General features: G+C 55.1%; 13 protein-coding genes. 2 read left to right on the top strand and 11 right to left on the bottom strand.

Going from position 1 to position 16,463, the window contains the following annotated elements:
* The first annotated feature begins 41 nt into the window (after positions 1 to 41).
* On the top strand, positions 42 to 932 hold the full coding sequence (locus LA5095_RS19020) for a choline/ethanolamine kinase family protein (RefSeq protein WP_158510412.1): 891 nt from the start codon (positions 42 to 44) through the stop codon (positions 930 to 932).
* Here LA5095_RS19020 and LA5095_RS19015 read toward each other — a convergent pair.
* The 7 genes from LA5095_RS19015 to LA5095_RS18980 all read right to left on the bottom strand — a co-directional run bounded on the left by LA5095_RS19015 (position 922) and on the right by LA5095_RS18980 (position 10,208).
* Entirely contained in the window at positions 922 to 1,884 is a 963-nt protein-coding gene (locus LA5095_RS19015; protein ID WP_055117728.1) for a heparan-alpha-glucosaminide N-acetyltransferase, read from the bottom strand. The two genes, LA5095_RS19020 and LA5095_RS19015, sit on opposite strands and share 11 nt — an antisense overlap.
* 390 nt (positions 1,885 to 2,274) lie before the next feature.
* Complete coding sequence (locus LA5095_RS19005; protein ID WP_235808872.1) at positions 2,275 to 3,489, bottom strand: DegT/DnrJ/EryC1/StrS family aminotransferase; 1,215 nt, start codon at positions 3,487 to 3,489, stop codon at positions 2,275 to 2,277.
* 565 nt (positions 3,490 to 4,054) lie between these two features.
* Complete coding sequence (locus LA5095_RS19000) at positions 4,055 to 5,887, bottom strand: hypothetical protein (protein WP_055117721.1); 1,833 nt, start codon at positions 5,885 to 5,887, stop codon at positions 4,055 to 4,057.
* Positions 5,888 to 5,957: 70 nt separating this feature from the next.
* On the bottom strand, positions 5,958 to 6,377 hold the full coding sequence (locus LA5095_RS18995) for a C-type lectin-like domain-containing protein (protein WP_144436053.1): 420 nt from the start codon (positions 6,375 to 6,377) through the stop codon (positions 5,958 to 5,960).
* Positions 6,378 to 6,672: 295 nt separating this feature from the next.
* Positions 6,673 to 7,425 carry a TetR/AcrR family transcriptional regulator gene (locus LA5095_RS18990; protein WP_158510411.1) on the bottom strand — a complete coding sequence of 251 codons (753 nt, stop codon included), beginning with the start codon at positions 7,423 to 7,425 and terminating at the stop codon, positions 6,673 to 6,675.
* Positions 7,426 to 7,682: 257 nt separating this feature from the next.
* A complete protein-coding gene (locus LA5095_RS18985; protein ID WP_055117715.1) occupies positions 7,683 to 8,171 on the bottom strand; it encodes a GNAT family N-acetyltransferase in 489 nt (162 codons plus the stop codon).
* 303 nt (positions 8,172 to 8,474) lie between these two features.
* Positions 8,475 to 10,208 (bottom strand): adenylate/guanylate cyclase domain-containing protein, encoded by a 1,734-nt coding sequence (locus tag LA5095_RS18980; protein WP_055117714.1) that lies wholly within the window; start codon positions 10,206 to 10,208, stop codon positions 8,475 to 8,477.
* A 355-nt stretch (positions 10,209 to 10,563) separates the two neighbouring features.
* On the opposite strand from LA5095_RS18980, the gene LA5095_RS18975 reads away from it, so the two are divergent.
* Positions 10,564 to 11,499, top strand: coding sequence for a nitrilase-related carbon-nitrogen hydrolase (locus tag LA5095_RS18975; protein ID WP_055117712.1), 936 nt, complete (start codon positions 10,564 to 10,566; stop codon positions 11,497 to 11,499).
* Between the two features lie 373 nt (positions 11,500 to 11,872).
* Here LA5095_RS18975 and LA5095_RS18970 read toward each other — a convergent pair whose 3' ends face one another.
* The 4 genes from LA5095_RS18970 to LA5095_RS18950 all read right to left on the bottom strand — a co-directional run bounded on the left by LA5095_RS18970 (position 11,873) and on the right by LA5095_RS18950 (position 16,405).
* Positions 11,873 to 12,346: a DUF3775 domain-containing protein gene (locus LA5095_RS18970; RefSeq protein WP_173937365.1), complete on the bottom strand. Its 474-nt coding sequence runs from the start codon at positions 12,344 to 12,346 to the stop codon at positions 11,873 to 11,875.
* Between the two features lie 351 nt (positions 12,347 to 12,697).
* On the bottom strand, positions 12,698 to 13,468 hold the full coding sequence (locus tag LA5095_RS18960) for an enoyl-CoA hydratase-related protein (protein WP_055117708.1): 771 nt from the start codon (positions 13,466 to 13,468) through the stop codon (positions 12,698 to 12,700).
* Position 13,469: 1 nt separating this feature from the next.
* On the bottom strand, positions 13,470 to 14,783 hold the full coding sequence (locus LA5095_RS18955; protein ID WP_055117706.1) for an FNR domain-containing protein: 1,314 nt from the start codon (positions 14,781 to 14,783) through the stop codon (positions 13,470 to 13,472).
* A complete protein-coding gene (locus LA5095_RS18950) occupies positions 14,783 to 16,405 on the bottom strand; it encodes an amino acid adenylation domain-containing protein (protein ID WP_055117704.1) in 1,623 nt (540 codons plus the stop codon). The genes LA5095_RS18955 and LA5095_RS18950 overlap by 1 nt, the downstream gene beginning before the upstream one ends.
* Positions 16,406 to 16,463 lie beyond the last annotated feature (58 nt).

The raw sequence follows: 16,463 nt of genomic DNA, 5'->3' as shown, positions 1-16,463 counted from the left end.
GGCGTCAGACCTTTTGAAAGAACAACCGAATTACTCCGCTTGTGCCACATTCTGTATCCGATACGCCAGATATCCGAAGGGCTTTTCAAGTCCACCCGGTCCTGTTCGACATTTGCGGCCTCGTCTTGCGCGCAGTCCCGCAAACAGGACTGAGTAACCGCGTTTACCGGCTGGAGACGAACAAGGGGAGCTTCTTTCTGCGCCTGCCCAGAGCCGAGACGGCCGGGATGGTGGATCGTCAAGCCGAAGCCAGGAACATCGAGATTGCGTCCGGTCTCGGTATCGCGCTGGCACCCCTGTTTTGCGATCCGGCAAGCGGTATTCTTGTGACCGGTGCGGTAGAGACGGTCAACCCCGAGGCTGATGATCTGCCGTCAAGATTGGGGGACGCTGTCGGACGGCTGCACGGATCAGGTAAAGTCTTTGCAGGTACGCTCGATGCCGATGCCGTTTTCAACGCGCAGAAGCTGTCCCTGGTGTCCAATTGCCAGGATGAACCGGATATCGGACTGCTGGATACACTGATCCGGGATCTGCGATTGCTCGAAGACGAAACCTGTGCGCTGATGCCGGTTCCGAGCCATGGGGACCTCTCTCCCGGAAACTGTCTTGCCAGCTCCGGAAATCTCTGGTTGATCGATTGGGAATATTCCGCGATGGCCGTACCCGCCTGGGATCTTGCTTATGCCATCCTGGAACATGGTTTTTCAGGACCCCAGGAAGCCGCGTTTCTCAACGCTTATCGGCAGCGTGTCCCGGCACATGTCCCTAGCAGACGACAGCTGGAAATCATGAAGACCAAGTGCGATGCAGTGTCATCGCTCTGGGCGCACGAGCAGCTTTGTAGAGGAAGCGACAAGACGGACTTTCGTTCCTTCGCACGCACGAGGCGCGAGCGGGCGCTCAAGAGGGCTCAGGAAATCATTCGATAACAGCTGGCAGTCTTTGAGGGTCTGCAAGGCACTGTTTGTATTGTTCGTTCATTTGTGCGCGCAAGGCCGGGTCTTCAGGGTCGACTGTCAGCAGTGTCCAGGTCCCGTCGGCTTCCAGGTGGGACAGAGTGCAACTGCAGGCGGCTTCGCAAACACCGGCCTCTCCCACATTGTTCACACAGGCCTTCGTGCAGTTTTGAACAAACGCATCACCAGCACGGTCGACCTGCGGACCCAGCGTTGCCGCAGTCCAGACAAGGCCGTAGAGGATCGGCTGATGCAGCAGATAAACCGGCAGCGAATGCCGTCCCAGAAATCGTGTGGACTTTCCAGCCGATCCGCTAAATGAAAGCCGGGACAACCGGTCCCACATATGGATCCGTCTGAACATTTTCGACAATGCCAGGCCAGCCAGGGTCACTCCTGCCCAGGGCGCCACCGGAACATAATCAACGCTGCCGAATTCCGGCGTACCAAGTCCCGTCCATTGCCAGAGTTCGCCGTTGAAGAAGGATGAACTCGCCCAAGCCGGCAGGGTTATCAGGAAAACGGCACCGGCAAGCGAAACCCAGAAAGGCTGTCTAAGGAAGGGCAGGGCGATCAGGCTGGCTGCGGCAATGCAATGGAGAATTCCGAAGCGGACAAAACTGTTCCCGAAGGTAAAGTAGGTCACCATGGATATTGCGGCAGCAGCAACGATGACGACCACAAGACGGCGCCAGAAGGATCGCCAGCGAACAGCCTTGTGATGAGCCAGGTCCAGGCTGACGCCCGCCAGAAACAGGAAACTGCCGGCAATAGAGGCGGCGAAAGACCGCCAGACAAAACCCTGTGCGACGGGCCAGTCGACAAAACCGAACCAGGAGAGGTCCCAGGAGAAATGGTAGATCGCCATAGTGACGACCGCAATGCCGCGGGCAAGGTCCAGCACCGCCAATCGTTGCGCGGCCATCAATCGGCTTTCTGAATCAGAATGAACTTCATGGTCAGACCGCTAAACGAACGGATCCGTTTCATCAAGTTACGAAGAATTGTGCCCTAGCTGCTGAAAGCGACAATCAGCGTCGTAATGAGCGCGGTGGCGCCGATCATAGCGCCGACAAACGGCCACGGAGATGGGCGATGAGCGGTAAACACATCGCGGTTCGCCGGGTCTTGCAGCATTGCCCTTAACTCCCTAGTCCCACCATGACTGAGGCGAGAGTGCGGCAATTCGAAGCCGGCGAAAAGATCGCAAATGACATCGCGCCATGTTTTCCCAAGAAAAACGCCGATGTGTGGAATTTTCACCGACTCACAGTGTTACGGCTTGACGCAATTAACATATTGAAATAAATGCGATTTATTCGATTTTTCTCAGATTTCCCTCCGAAGTACACCGGCTGGCGTTGTGTCCGATGATGCGTGCGATATGCGCACAATCGCCAAGGGTGAAGCTCAGCGGTATACGCATGTCGAACAAACTTGCAAGAATATGGTCCGTTTTTGGGAGCTCTTGCGGGTCTGTGTATTTCCAGCTGTGATGATTTGATGTGAAGGCGACCGGAGTGTTGTCTCCGAACCATTTCAGCTCAACGCCCATCTCCTTGTTGAGTTCAACAAATCGGAGCATCTTTTCCGGGTCGAGCGTGGGAAAGCGAAACTGTATAGAGCTGCCGACATAGTGCTCCGGATCGGGGCGGCGAGGCAGCTTGATCGCCGGGACTTCCGACAGTCCATCGGCGATGAGGTCGTATCTTTCGTTCCAGCGCTGAACATTTTTGTCCAATGTCTGAAGTTGCGGCAGCAGGATCGCGGCGCGAAGATTGTCCATTCGTCCGGACATGTTGGGTGTTTCCAGCCGGATATCCTCGAATGTTGTCTCGGGAGGGGCCGCACCGTGGCGCCTGTATAGCATATAGGATCCGGAAAGCATGATTGCGCGTGCCATGAACTGCGGATCGTCGGAGGTCAGCAATCCGCCTTCTCCCGAGTTCAGGTGCTTGTAGGTCTGTGTTGAAAAACATCCGGCAAGGCCGAAACTGCCGCTCGCCCGGCCATTCCAGCTGGCACCCATCGTATGCGCACAGTCCTCGACAAGGAGCACGTCGTTGTCCGCAAGAAGCGCAACAAGCGCTTCCATGTCGCACAAATGTCCGCGCATGCTGGACAGCAGCAGCACCTTTGCACCGGTCTCGCTGATTTTTGTCTTCAGGTCATCAAGATCAAGGACAAGGTCTTCGGTGATTTCAACAAACGCCGGTCGCGCTCCGACACTCGCAACCGCGCCCGGTACAGGGGCGAGAGTAAAGCTGTTGGTCAGAACCGTGTCGCCGGGCTCTACCCCGGCGGCGCGCAGGGCGATCGACATCGCGTAGCCGCCCGAGGCGCAGGCCAGACAGAACCGGGTGCCCTGATAGTCCGCAAAGGCACGTTCCAGTTCGGAAGCGGCCCCCAATTCGTCACCGACCGTGTTGTAGCGATGCAAGCGTCCGGTACGCATCACATCGACGGCCGCTGCGATCGCATCGTCCGGTATGGCTTCCTGCTGGGTGAAAACTCCGCGAAACGGTTCCAACGACCTCTCCATTGTCTCGGCAGCATACGTCTGGTCGCATCCTAGTCAGAAACGAACGCGTTTTTGAAGGGATCTGTGGTCTTGAGCTTGCAATTGTCCGCACGCGCCTTGCATGACCGCTACGCGAGCAACTTGCAGTGTGTCTGTACTGCGCAGTCATCAATGCTGCATCGCCAGCTTCCACTGTTGGAACGTCATTCAGTATCGAAACATTCTGTACTGTTGTCGGCGCAGCGAACAAAGCAGCCATCGCGCAGATAAGTAGTTTCGGTCCAGCGACGACGCCTAGGGTCTGTTCGGTCGTTTGCTGCAATGCTCCTCCAAATTGGAGCTTCACGGCTTCATGACCTGATCCCGATAGATGACGTTCACACGATCAAGCAATGAGCCGATACGCGGACGAACCTGCCGTTTTCAACCCTGGTCGCTCCGCATTGTTATCGTGGACCAAGCCAAGTGCATGGTCGACCCGCGGCGAACGCAAGCGGTGTTGAGGACGTGTACACGGACTTGAGTACTGCGCTTGTAATCACTTGATACAGGGAGGAAGCCGGTGAATTGACTGTCATTTGTTCCAGGTTCGTGGCCATTCCCAGTGATTGGCTTTCCAGAAGCTCTGCAAATCAGCCCAGTTGTTGATGACGAACATCTGAGCCGAGGGCCGCCCTGTCCTGCTCTTGACCGGAAGAAACACGACCAGTCGTTCATCGATCCAATCGCCATTTTTCTCGAACGGTTTCCAATGCCCCTTGCCGCGAGCATCCTGCATGGCCGCATGGCCAGCACTGCCTGTTCGACCACCATGGTTTGCCGAGGTAGTGGGACGGTTCGTATACTCGTCTGCGTACTCCCAGACCCGCCGGTTTATGTCGTATTCAAGGACTGCTGAATCCTCGGGATTGCGGACTTTCGGATCGGTATCCATCGAAGCGTAGTGCCCGGGTCCCTTTGCGTGAGGATCTATGCGGGCGGCAATATCCACGTCGGCGGCGATTGGGCCCTGGGTCTTGTTGACGACCATGAACTTCTGTTTTCCGTTGTGTGTGCCGAGATCGACAAGATAATGTCCTTGCATCATCGCCTTGCCGGCTCCGGCATTTTCGTAATCAATATCAGGTATCTTGCGGCCGTCGGTCGGGAGTTCGTACATCGGCAACCTGCGGGTCTGGCCCTGTCCGCCCGGCTGAACATAATTGTCGATCTCCTTGCTGATACCAAGCAGATCCCCGGTGTTGTACGTACCGGCAGGCTTGAGATCGTGCGACCAGTCGCCCTTCTCCAGGCAGACAAAACCGTGAAAGCCATCACTTGATTTCGCCTTGAGCCATGTATGCTTGGAGCCGTGCCAGACCTGAGAGCGGGCGATCTGAGTGCGCGCTTCGGACCCCTCGCGAACGACGATGACCTGAAAGCTGTCGCGTGCGGCATCTGAGTGCGCCTTGACCTCGGCATGGGTCATCTGAACGTTGTTTGGGTCCTTGAGGTGATGCTCACCGCCGTAACCGTGCCGAGTCGCCTTGTTGCGTGCCGCTTTGCTTTGGGCTTCTGCATGCTTGTCTTTGGCCTTCGTGCGCCATTCCTCGGGCGCGATCTCCATAAACGCGGCGCAGAGTTTGCGAACGATCAATCCAAGCGCGTGAATGCCGAGCGCCATCACCAGATCTTGCAACAGCCTGACAAGAATTTCCTTGATCAGCTTGGCGCCGTATTTCAGGTCACGTTCCTCGCGCCTCGGTTCGAGCAAGATCTTGTTCAGTTGACGGAAGTGGGATTCGTATTCGGCAACATCGGCAGCCAGGTTGCCAACTCCCAGAATTGCCTGGACGGCGTAAACAAAAGCGGCACCGCCGAGATATTCCGCACCCACGAAGACCAGAAATATACCCGCCATCGGCAGCAGGATCACCGGATTGGCAAATGCACCGAGATGTTTTTCCAGATCTTCTCGGAGTGCCGGGTCGGTGCACGCGATGTCAATCATCTCCGCGAGACGATCATAGGGCGACATGATGCTGACATCGCGCACGCGCCACCAATAGGTCCGCAACGCATAAAGATTGGGATTTGACGGTTGTTTGCTCCAAAAGGCGTTCCCTTCGAGAGCCGGAGCAGACCCTGAAAGATCGAAGTAATCGAGAATGAGAACGGGATCGTTGCGCCTGCCGAGCAAGGGAACCGTCTTGCCGCGAGTCAGGGATGTGTTCACAGACCCGGTTACAACGGGTTCCTTCAGAAAATCGCGAAGTTCCTGCCAGTTTTCTCGCGCAACCCAGATCTTGTTGTCCCAATCGACAAGCAGAGATGCCTTTGGACCGTGGGGTGATGCATTTGGGAATCGAGTTAGTTGCGCCGGTACTTTTTCCCACTGAAGCCGGACGCGGATCAAGTATCTAGCCACCTGTCACCTCTTCGATCTCGCTCCGCTTGTGCGGTGAAAATGGTCCCCAAAAGTCAACCGCAGACCAAACCTAACCAGTCTGTATTCTACGGATCAGTTTTCTGTTGAGCCGCGCTCCCGCAGTCCGATCAAAGTGTGCTAATCGATATCCGTTTTCAGGCCCTCCTAGCCATTCGAATGAACCTTCAGCATTGCGGTCCGTCAGGCCAATCAAGAAGAAGCTGTTGTCCATAAACTGGCCGGTAACGCTGTTCGCGACCAACCAGTGCGAATTCGGAAATGTCTGTTCGGCAGCAGAAGTCATTGTCGCAAGACAGCCGCCCAAGCCCATAAAGGAAGATGAATTGGCAAGCGCTTCTGCCCGTGCCGCTGTCAATGACGGAATTTCGGTCTTGAGTACAACCTCGAGCACAACAAATTCGTACCAATGATCATTGCCGCCAGATCCAGACGACCATTGGAGGGGTGCAGCTGCAGCCGAGGAAATCATTGCAAGGCTTGCAGCTGCCTTGAACAGAAATCTTTGCATGAGGTGCCCCCCAAAACCATACTTGAAAAAGCTTCAATCCTGCAGAGAACTGAAGCATATTTTTTGGTTAACAAGTTTATGAAGTGAGCGCTTGTTGTATATGTCAATATCGCGTTCAGAAGATTTCCAATATGAAAATCAAAATTCTTTCGAAATAATTTTAGCCATCACGGCTTTGCATGGATTGTTTATTTTTCTCAGATATTTAATGCTTCGGTTTTCGAGATGACATTTGCGTTATTTTCAAATTGAAAAACTACAATTTCGGCTGCTTCGACCAGATTTTGATCGGTTGGGAGAGGGCGGAGGGTGACTCGATGTAAGACTTGATCAGGCGGTCGATGGCGCGGCGTGTCACAATGTTGTGCTCCTCGGAGTACCCAAGAGAAGCAACCATTTTCCAATGTCCGTACATTATGCTGACGAACAAAAAAGACAGCTCAGATGCAGATTGCTGGCTAAGCTCAGGGTATTGGACAACAAACTCGTGGCCAAGTACTTGACCCAAAAGACCATACTGATCGGCGAGCGCAGTGCGGATTGAATTTGACCTGGCCGCCAAAGCCATCATCGCATCATAGACCTGGTCGTCACGCGGCTTGGGGTTATCCGACAGCAAGTCGAAGTAGAAATCGAGGAAAACCGTAATTCTCTCGGGACCATCAAGCGCACTTGCTGCAGCTATCAATGGCTCGCTGTAAAGTCGTGCAAGATGGTCACATACCGCGATCATCAATGCTTCATGGTCGGGAAAATAGTGGCGAACCAATTGTCGGGACATTCCGGACTTACTGGCAACAAGATCGAATGACAGCTCCCCGAGCCCATGAGACTTGAGAGCGTCAAACGCTCCCTGAATTGCTTGTGCACGCCTGTCCGGCAATTCATTTTCAGTTGGCGCCATGCCGCGATACCCAGGTTGTTGAAATAGAGATAGTTTTACAGGAACCCTTTTTGAGAATTTGCCTTCCTGTCCTGTATTTTTCAAGTATCGGTCGGGATTGATCATGAGCATCTTCGAGAAGTCGCGGCTTGGCGAATTCCAGAAGAAATTGGGCGCGTTAAACAACATTGTTGCCAACTAAATTGCGTTCTCTGCATTTGAGGATCGAACTCCAAGCAACCCATCGCAGTGGCACTCTGAAAGATTATGCGCTCTCATATAGGTCGTTCGCGGCTTCATGACCTGATCCCGATAGCTGACGTTCGTTGCAACCAGAATGAATGGCCAAGATCCGGACAAGCCCGCTGCAGGTCGCCTTGTGTTTACGGGGTCGCCAGCATTGGCAGGATCACACCCCACCGCGTTTCCTGCGGTGGCGCGCACGGTTTGAATCCGAGCTTCTTGTAGACGGCTATTGCCCGTTTGTTGTCCGGATGCGGATCCGTCGCGATCACAGGTGCACCCTCATCGAAGAGATTTTGCATCCTGATGCCGATAAACCCTGATCCATGGCCTATTCCGATCATCTCCGGATCTCCAATAAATTGATCGATGCCCCGCGAGCCTTGGGGAAGGTCGGCAAAATGGTGATCGTCCCATCCGTGCACGGAGTAGTCCTGCATGAACGCAAAAGGCCGTTCGCTTGTTGAGACGATCCAGCGCGCCACACGCGGATCCGCCAAATCCGCTTCGTCATACGGCTCGTCGGAACTCCACCACTTCAGGACGTGGGGGTTTGATTGCCACGCCTCAAGCAAAGCGAGGTCATCCAGGGTTGCTCTGTGAAAACTGTAGTGATTGGCCACGTTCATTCGACCACACTATCAGATCGTCTGCTTGAAGGTTTGTGCCCAGCTCAGGCTGTGTAGCCGTCGTCGAAACAGACCCCAAACTCTTCGTTCAGCACTCTGAGGCCGCATCTCAATGGCCGGTCTTCGTTATGGCTGTGATGCATTCACAGGACCGGAGGAAGCAGACGAATGTTGCTGAAAGTGTCAGGGCTGCCTGAGCGGACGAAGCAGTCATCCAGCAATGAAAGTTCAGGTTCGCTTGAACCAAAGCAAGTTGACTTTCTGATTATCGCCAAACGCGCAAAAGCGGGGATCTCCAGACCTTCATTGTGACAGGCCTGCCATGCGCAAGGCGGCAAAAATTTGCTCACGATCTTCCTGATGCCTAAACGAATTGATTGATTGAGCGTCGCCCAGCTTCGATCCTGCGTTATTGTTGAGCCAGGATTGTGCTTCCGCCCTTGCCTCTTCGATCTGCTGCAATCCAACGAGGTTCAGGATCCTGTAAATCTGCGTTACTGACGTGGTACCTTCGATACTGTCAAAGAGCTTCAGGCCATCATCGAAACGACCGGTGAGATAGTAGGCGAGGGCGAGATAGATCTTGAATATGTCAGGTGCATAGCGGTTCGTGGAAAATGCCTTCTCAAGCAGAACCACGGCTGTGTCGTGTTCTCCATTCCAAAGTTTCGCCAGGCCAAGCGCCATCATCATATCGCTATTGTATGGGTTCAGTTCATAGGCCCGTTCCGCGTGTGCAACACCTTGAGCATGGTCGCCATCGAAAATGCACAACCGGCTGACGAGCCGATGAATATGAGCAGAGCGTGGATACCGACGCATGAGATCACGCATTTCGCGCAAGGAAAATTCCAGTGCATCTTCACGGCCAAGGGGCCAGCCTCCCGACAACTCGCTTGCATAGGTCCAGCACAGACAGAGTTTTGGGAACATCCCATTCGGGTCGGATTGAACCAGCTTTTCGAAGAACGCTCTGGCATTCGCGCAATCTTTTGGGTTTCCCCGATGAAGCAATTGAAGACCGCGTATCATCTGTTCATGCGGATCGAGCGCGGCATCCGGTTTTGCCAGGATCGCCTTGGCCCACTCTTCACCAACTGCATCGCTCATTGTGGATGCAACGAAGGCGGTTATGTCATCCTGAAGTTCGAATGCATCCTCAAATTCGCGGTTGATCGTATCCGACCAGACACGGCTGCCACTTGCAACATCAATGAGTTGAACACCGACGCGAACTTTTTGTCCCGAAATCTGAACCGAACCTTCAAGCACGTACTCAACGCCCAGCTGACGTCCAGCGTCGAGTGTACCCAGGTTCGAGATCTTGTGAGTCGCGCTCCCGGGATCAATAATCTTGAACTCCTCGAAATGCGCCAGAGCCGCAGCCAGAGTTTCGGTCAACCCGGACGCGAGACTCGCTGCGTCGCCACCCGAGCCCAGATGGCGAAAAGGGGAAACCAAAACCGTCGCGACTTTCCAGGATGTTTGGGCGTCATCGGCCGGTCGACTTGCCAGCGTGTCTGGGGAATTGGGTTCATCAGACGCCAACCGAAAAACCCGAACGGGTTCTGATATGTTCTTGAGCGTCTTCTCACCCAGGTCCTGGAAAGTCGCGCTGACCTTCCCGCCGGATTGACGGAACACGTCTTCTGAAACAAGTATCTCGCCCGGATTTGCTACAGACTCTAGTCGGGCCGCAAGATTGACACCTTCACCATAGATATCATCGTCCTCAACGATCACGTCACCAAGGTTTACACCGATGCGAAAAGTGATCTGTGCATCTGATGCTTTCTGCCACTCCATTGCGCATTCGACAGCCGAGACAATACTTTGAAACTGGACAATGTATCCATCGCCCATTCGCTTGACGATCCGTCCGAAATGCTCTTCGACGGCGGGTTCTACAACGTTTCTCTCAAAATCCTTCAGACGGTTCAGAGTGCCGACTTCGTCTTGCTCCATCATCCGGGAATAGCCGACCACATCTGCAGCAACTATTGCAGCAAGGCGCCGCTCTGGTCTGGTTTTCGTCATCAAAGATGATTATGCAGGATTGCGACGGAAGTCTAGGTAACGATCTCATTTCCGCGCTTACGCTCTATCCGGTGTTCTCTATTTCTTATTGAAAATTTTTTTCATTTTTGATGAATCTGATGCTCCTGATATTGAGAAAATATCTCTTTTGCGGTATTTTTTAAGAATGTTGTAAATTTTTTTCACAAATAGCTGGCGATGGCTCCATCGGATTTATTGGCTTGTTGCGGCAAATCCCGCGGCAGAAGAGGTCAATTGACCGTTTTGATGTCCCAGACGAACAAGTGACTTAGCGTTCGTTTTCAAAGAGAGCTTCAGCTGAATGCAGCGAGGCCGTGCGGCAGGAGAATGACCAATGTCGAGAAGGATCAAAGTAGCGGCAGCGCAGTTGGGCGGCGTTACGAACGCCATGAGCATTGACAATAAAGCGAGTAGAAAAATGGTCCTGGACCGGATGGTCGCGCTGTTGAACGACGCCGCCGACCGAGGTTGCGATCTTGTCGTGTTTCCGGAGTTCGCACTGATACCTGTTTTTGTGCGCTTTCATGTCGCCCGGTTGGAGCAGTTTGACCACTTTTACGAACAAAGTATGCCATCTGAAAACACCCAGCGACTGTTCGATACTGCCCGTGAAAGGGGTATTGGTTTCAGTCTTGGATACGCCGAACTTGTAGAGGAAGAGGGCCGTATCCGACGGTTCAATACGATGATCCTGGTTGACCGATCCGGGGACATCACACTGAAGTATCGCAAGGTGCATCTGCCCGGGAGCGCAGCGCCTGTTTCAGATGATCCCTTTCAAAACCTGGAGAAGTACTATTTCGAGGTTGGGAACCTCGGTTTCCCGGTTGCAGAGTTCAACTCCTGCAAGATTGGCATTTGCATATGCAACGATCGCCGATGGCCGGAAACATATCGAATGCTGCGCCTCAAGGGAGCCGAATTAATCCTGCTCGGCTACTCGTCTCCCGTGCATAATCCCCGCGAAGACCAGTCTCCCGAATTGCGAAATTTTCACAATCTTCTGTGCATGCAGTCGGGCGCATATCAAAACAGTTGTTTCGTCGTGGGCGCAGCAAAGGCGGGCATCGAGGATGGCGTGGAATTGATTGCGGGGAGCAGCATTATCAACCCTTATGGCGAAATACTTGCAATCGCCAAAAGCTCCGATGACGAGTTGATTGTGGCGGAATGCGATATGGCGGAATGTGAACCGGGCCGGAAGGAGGAATTCAATTTCAACACGACCAGACGCCCGGAATTGTATGGAGCGCTCGTGGAGCCGCATTGATGAACAAGTGTTCCCTGAGGATCAATCTGAAACCAAATTGACAGGTGAACCACGAGAGACTGCAGAGCGTTGACACGAGATGCGAATGACAGTCGAGCCGGATGGCTGAAAAACCCGTGCTCGCAAGACCGTTCTCCCTGACTAACTGGCTTACAATGACCGGCAGACTTGCATTCGAGAGTGTCCGGCGCATCCTGAATTGTCCAGGTCCAAACCATTCGCGGCAGCGGCATCATGTCTGGCGATCGGTCATCCGGATCAAGCGCTGCCGGCACATTGCGACCTGCAGCGAGGCGCGCGCTGCCGGTTTCCCGGCATTTCTCGAAGACGCGGCGATGCTGCAAGGCTACGTAACTTTGGGTCCACGGTCTCGTCAGAGATCCAGCGCGTCCAGGCCAGCTTCCAGGTAGTCGGCCAGCAGAGGCATGCCGAGAAGGTATTTTGCGGTGGAGCCGACCGCGCGCTCCCGGGCTTCGTTTACGACCTGGTAGAAATCTTCGGCGTCAAAATCACCCCGACCGATCCAGGTGATGGCAACCAGTTCTGCAGCCTCGTCGACATTGAAGTCCTCGATCAGCTCGCGCAATTCCTCATTGGAAAGATCGTCGCTTTCCTCCTCGGCAAGCCCGTCGTGGTTATGGCCTTCTTCCAGGGTGTCCGCATCAAACTCCACATCACCGTCGTGACCGTCCTCGAACGTGTCCTTCATGGCCGATGCAGCGGCGCGCGCCTTCTGGACGAGCATGCGGATCGTGTCAGTTGAAAGTGTGAGGTTGATGTCCATGGCTGCCTCCGACAAACCTGTCTTCTCTTTATCGATCCACTTTTCATCATTGGCAATGGTCATGACGCGCTTTCCTCGTTCCCCGGTTCCCAGGTCGTCTGGAGTTTCCCCTGGGTTATCCACGTAAGCTTGTAAAATTTAACTTCCGGCCAGTTAAAATGCCCGCATTTCCAACTCATATCGGTCGATGGTCTTGCGAACCTATTGCTCCATTGCTTTACTTGCCCGACGAAATGATGCCTGTCCTTGACCCGGATCAACGCGTGGGCGGCGATCGTGCTCGCAAGGAGCGCCGCCGAGGAACCGCGGACGGATCGGGACGTGCAGGGCAGGTTACGGGTTTCCGGGGCGGACCGGGCACTCAGGTCCGGCAACCAGGCGTGAGCTTGGTGCCGGACCTTTGTTTTCAGCTGTTCAGCCTTCGTTGAAGCGCGGAGTTCTTTTCTCAAGAAACGCAGACATGCCTTCGCGCTGGGCCGGCAGGCCATGCAACGCATGATAAGTCTGCCGCTCGTATCGTATTCCCATGTCCAGTGTGCTGTTCTCGGCCATGTTTACGCAGGCGCGAGCCATCTGAACGATATCTCGGGGGAACTCTGCAATGGATCTTGCGACCTCGTTGACCTCGGTTTCCAGATTATCGCGTGGAATGACGCGACTGACCAATCCGATGCGCAGGGCTTCGGCGGCATCAATCATCCTTCCGGTCAGGATCATGTCCATCGCCATAGTCCTGCCGACCAGCTTCGTTAGTCGCTGGGTGCCACCGATCCCCGGAATACAGCCGATCTTGATTTCCGGCTGACCGAACCTGGCGTTTTCGGATGCCAGGATGACGTCGCACATCATGGCTAGTTCGCAACCGCCTCCAAGGGCGTAGCCGTCGATGACGGCTATCTTGGGCAGACGCAACGCCGCGAACCTGTCCCAGCCGGAGAAGAAGTCGCTTGCCTGCATGGAGGCGTAATCCTGGGCAGCCAGCTCTGCTATGTCGGCACCTGCAGCAAAGGCGCGTTCGTTTCCGCTGAGCACGAGGCAACCGACCTTCTTGTCGGCTTCGAACGCGGCGGCTGCCTCCAGCACTTCTTCCATGACCTGCGTATTGAGTGCGTTCAGCTGTCTGGGCCGGTTGAGGCGGATTGTTGCGACCCGATCCCTGATGCCGGTTTCGATTGTCTCAAACATGTCAGCTGTCCCAGATTGCGCCATAGGCGGGAATACCGAGCGATTCCATGTCGTAAACCACCTTTCGGGTCAGCTTTTGGTTTGAAATCACGATGACCGCCTCGGCGCCGCTTTCCCGCACTGCCTGCAGGGCCAGCGCCGACAGGTCCGGCTTGCCTTGAGCATCAGTGTCCCAGATCAGCGGCTTTTCCGTATGGGATTCGATTTCATCAATCAGATCGTCGCCATAGGTCTTGCGCGGCGAGCGTGTCGACCAGATAAGCCTGTTGGGGACCTTGCGCTTCAGCAGATGCGGCAGGATCGGGCCTATTCCGGAACCGGTCCCGACGTAGACCACCTTCGTGAACAGGTCCTCGATCCTGGCAACACCGCTCGTTGTTATGCCCTTGACCCAGACTTTCTCGGGCGGGTTGTCGATAAACGCTCCAGTCCAGTCTCCGGCGCGGGAAATGGCCAACCGGTAGCCGGGTTCGTTCGGCGCGGGAATATTTGCGAACGAGTGGTACTCACCGAAAGGGGTGTGGCTGATCGCGTTTGAGCTGCCGGCAAACGGAGTATCTCCGTAGTTGAACCGAGCGAGCACGACATGATCTGAAGGCTTGACGATTTCCACGCGCACCCGTTTCAGGGTCAGCCAGGGCGAAGCGATGGAAAGCGTGATGATGCACAGCATCCAGAAAGAAGGAGTGCCTGTCAGCGCGACACCCATATCGCCTGAGATGGAGACCGTCTGAGCCCAGAAGAGGGCGAGCACCGTCCAACCGACAAACCGGTGAATTTTTTCAAAGGCGTTGTGAAACCGCGTTCGGAACCGGCTCATGGCGGTGACGATCATCAGGCTCATCAAGGTTACCATCAAACCGCTCAGGCCAAGTGTCACGTTCGAGATCTGCAGGGATCCGGACAACCTGTCTGCCACCATGGCGTAGAGCAGAAACGCGAACCACAGCGTTCCGGCGACGGTGCCACCATAGTGAAACCCGCCGAAGTGAAACACCTTTCCGGCACCCCACCTGATCCAAAGCGGCCAGGTGACCGGAATGCGTGTTGCCAGCCAGAACAGCGCATTGATCACCCGTTGCTGGCGGATGAGAATGCCGAGCGAGAGGTTGATCAGCGCCATGTCGGCGATCGCGTCCAGGCGGAAGGCCTGACCGTCAAACCAATGTCCGTTGCGGATGCCTGCGACCAGGGTTGCCAGATTGATGACGGCGACAAGAACATAAAGCCGTCTGTATTCCATGATCGCGGGATGCCGGGTCATGCGTCGCCAGTTCGGTGCGGCGTAGTCGAGATTTGTCGTGTGTGTAGTCATCAGTTCAGCTCCACACCTTCGCTTGCGATATGGTCTTCGGCGAGCTTGTGAAGCTGGCGCTTGTCCAGCTTGCCGCGAGGCGTCCGGGGCAGTTCCGGCAGCGAGAGGACAACGGTCGGCATACAGTAATAGGGCAGGCGATCGTTGACCTGCTGCCTGGCTTTCTCGGGACACGCACTTGCAGGTGAAATGAAACTCACCAGGTTGCGGTCATCGAGTTTCAGGGTGACGGCACGAATGCAGCAATCGGTGCTCTCAAGTGCACTGGAAACGCCGTCGAGTTCGACCCGAAATCCGCGGATCTTGACGAGGTCATCGACCCGTCCGAAATGTTCCAGTTCGCCGTCTTCGGTCCAGCGGCCAAGGTCGCGCGTGCGAAACATCATGTGACCGGGGCGGAAAGGGTCCGGCCGGTAACGCTCATCGGTCAACTTCGGATTGGCGAGATAACCGGCTGTGACACAATCACCGCCTGCCCACATCTCCCCCTTCTCGCCAATCGGCATCGGGCGCAGGTCCTCGTCCAGAATGTAGACCGTGTTGTTCGGCGTTGGACGACCAATGGACAGCACTTTCTTTTCGACAAAATGGGGTTCTGCAGTGTTGATGATTGTCGTCTCTGTCGGCCCGCAGGAATTGTAGAATGTGCAAAATGTCGACCAGGTGTCGGCAAGGGACCGGGGGCAAGGTTCGCCCGCGACTGCCGCCGCCTTGACCTCCTTGCAGCGGTCATGATCGAGCGAGGACAGGATTGACGGTGTCGCGATCAGAACGTCGACCTTTTCTGCCGTCTCCTGAATGGACTTGCCGCGAATTACCAGGGTCGCCCCGTTGGACAATGCGCCCAGGATTTCCCAGGCCGCCATGTCGAACGCGATGGACAGGATCTGTCCGACCTTGAGACCGGGCCGCATACCCAGATCTCCGGGGGAGGTCAGAAGGATATTGGCCAGGTTTCGGTGTGTTACCTGAACACCGTTGGGTACGCCGGTCGTGCCCGATGTGAACAGGATCATCGTCAGGTCGTCCGGTTCAGCCCGGTGCGAAATGAGATCCGGCGCGCTTGAAGAAAGCGCTTCGTCATTCACCAGCCTGTCAATTTCGACCAGCACCTGATGTGCTTCGACCGGAACCTGGTCTGCCACGTCGCTGAGTGTGAGAATGACCTTTGCCCCGGTAACATTCGCGATATGACGCAAGCCCTTTTTAGGCGCAACGCCGACGTGCTGCGGCACGTAGGCAGCTCCCAGTTTCAGCGTCGCAACAATGCCCACCACCATTTCCAGTGAGCGTTGCAGATAAAGGCAGACAGCGTCGCCGCGTTTGACGCCATTGCGTTTCAAGAATCCGGCGAGCCGGTTTGATGCCTCATCAAGTTCCCGGTAGCTCATCGTCTGGCCGGTGCATTCAACGGCGATCGCATCTGGTTGCGAGCGCATCCAGTGGCGCAAGGCGGCGGCAATCGTGGCATGGCGCGGGCGAACCGTTTCGCCCCAACCGAATCCCCTGAATTTCCGCCGATCCGCCGGCGTCAGGCACACAAGAGGGTCAGCAAGAAATTGCGGAGCGACGGGGTCAATCGCTTGAGACCCATTCAACGTGTGAAGTGAAAATTCCGGCATGGCACCCTCCCTTATCAATGATGCGTGATCATTAATAATGGGAAATATTCCCATTTTA

Source organism: Roseibium album (assembly GCF_001404515.1).
In the GTDB taxonomy this organism is placed as follows: Bacteria; Pseudomonadota; Alphaproteobacteria; order Rhizobiales; family Stappiaceae; genus Roseibium; species Roseibium album.
The sequence above is the reverse complement of the archived record's forward strand: the minus strand, read 5'-3'. Positions and strand labels throughout refer to the sequence as shown.

Bases quoted from the DNA above. Each gene is read 5' to 3' on its own strand.
- LA5095_RS18980 (WP_055117714.1), bottom strand. From the start codon at position 10,208: ATGACGAAAACCAGACCAGAGCGGCGCCTTGCTGCAATAGTTGCTGCA.
- LA5095_RS19015 (WP_055117728.1), bottom strand. From the start codon at position 1,884: ATGGCCGCGCAACGATTGGCGGTGCTGGACCTTGCCCGCGGCATTGCG.
- LA5095_RS18970 (WP_173937365.1), bottom strand. From the start codon at position 12,346: ATGACCATTGCCAATGATGAAAAGTGGATCGATAAAGAGAAGACAGGT.
- LA5095_RS18975 (WP_055117712.1), top strand. From the start codon at position 10,564: ATGTCGAGAAGGATCAAAGTAGCGGCAGCGCAGTTGGGCGGCGTTACG.
- LA5095_RS18960 (WP_055117708.1), bottom strand. From the start codon at position 13,468: ATGTTTGAGACAATCGAAACCGGCATCAGGGATCGGGTCGCAACAATC.
- LA5095_RS18995 (WP_144436053.1), bottom strand. From the start codon at position 6,377: ATGATTTCCTCGGCTGCAGCTGCACCCCTCCAATGGTCGTCTGGATCT.
- LA5095_RS18950 (WP_055117704.1), bottom strand. From the start codon at position 16,405: ATGCCGGAATTTTCACTTCACACGTTGAATGGGTCTCAAGCGATTGAC.
- LA5095_RS18985 (WP_055117715.1), bottom strand. From the start codon at position 8,171: ATGAACGTGGCCAATCACTACAGTTTTCACAGAGCAACCCTGGATGAC.
- LA5095_RS18955 (WP_055117706.1), bottom strand. From the start codon at position 14,783: ATGACTACACACACGACAAATCTCGACTACGCCGCACCGAACTGGCGA.
- LA5095_RS18990 (WP_158510411.1), bottom strand. From the start codon at position 7,425: ATGATCAATCCCGACCGATACTTGAAAAATACAGGACAGGAAGGCAAA.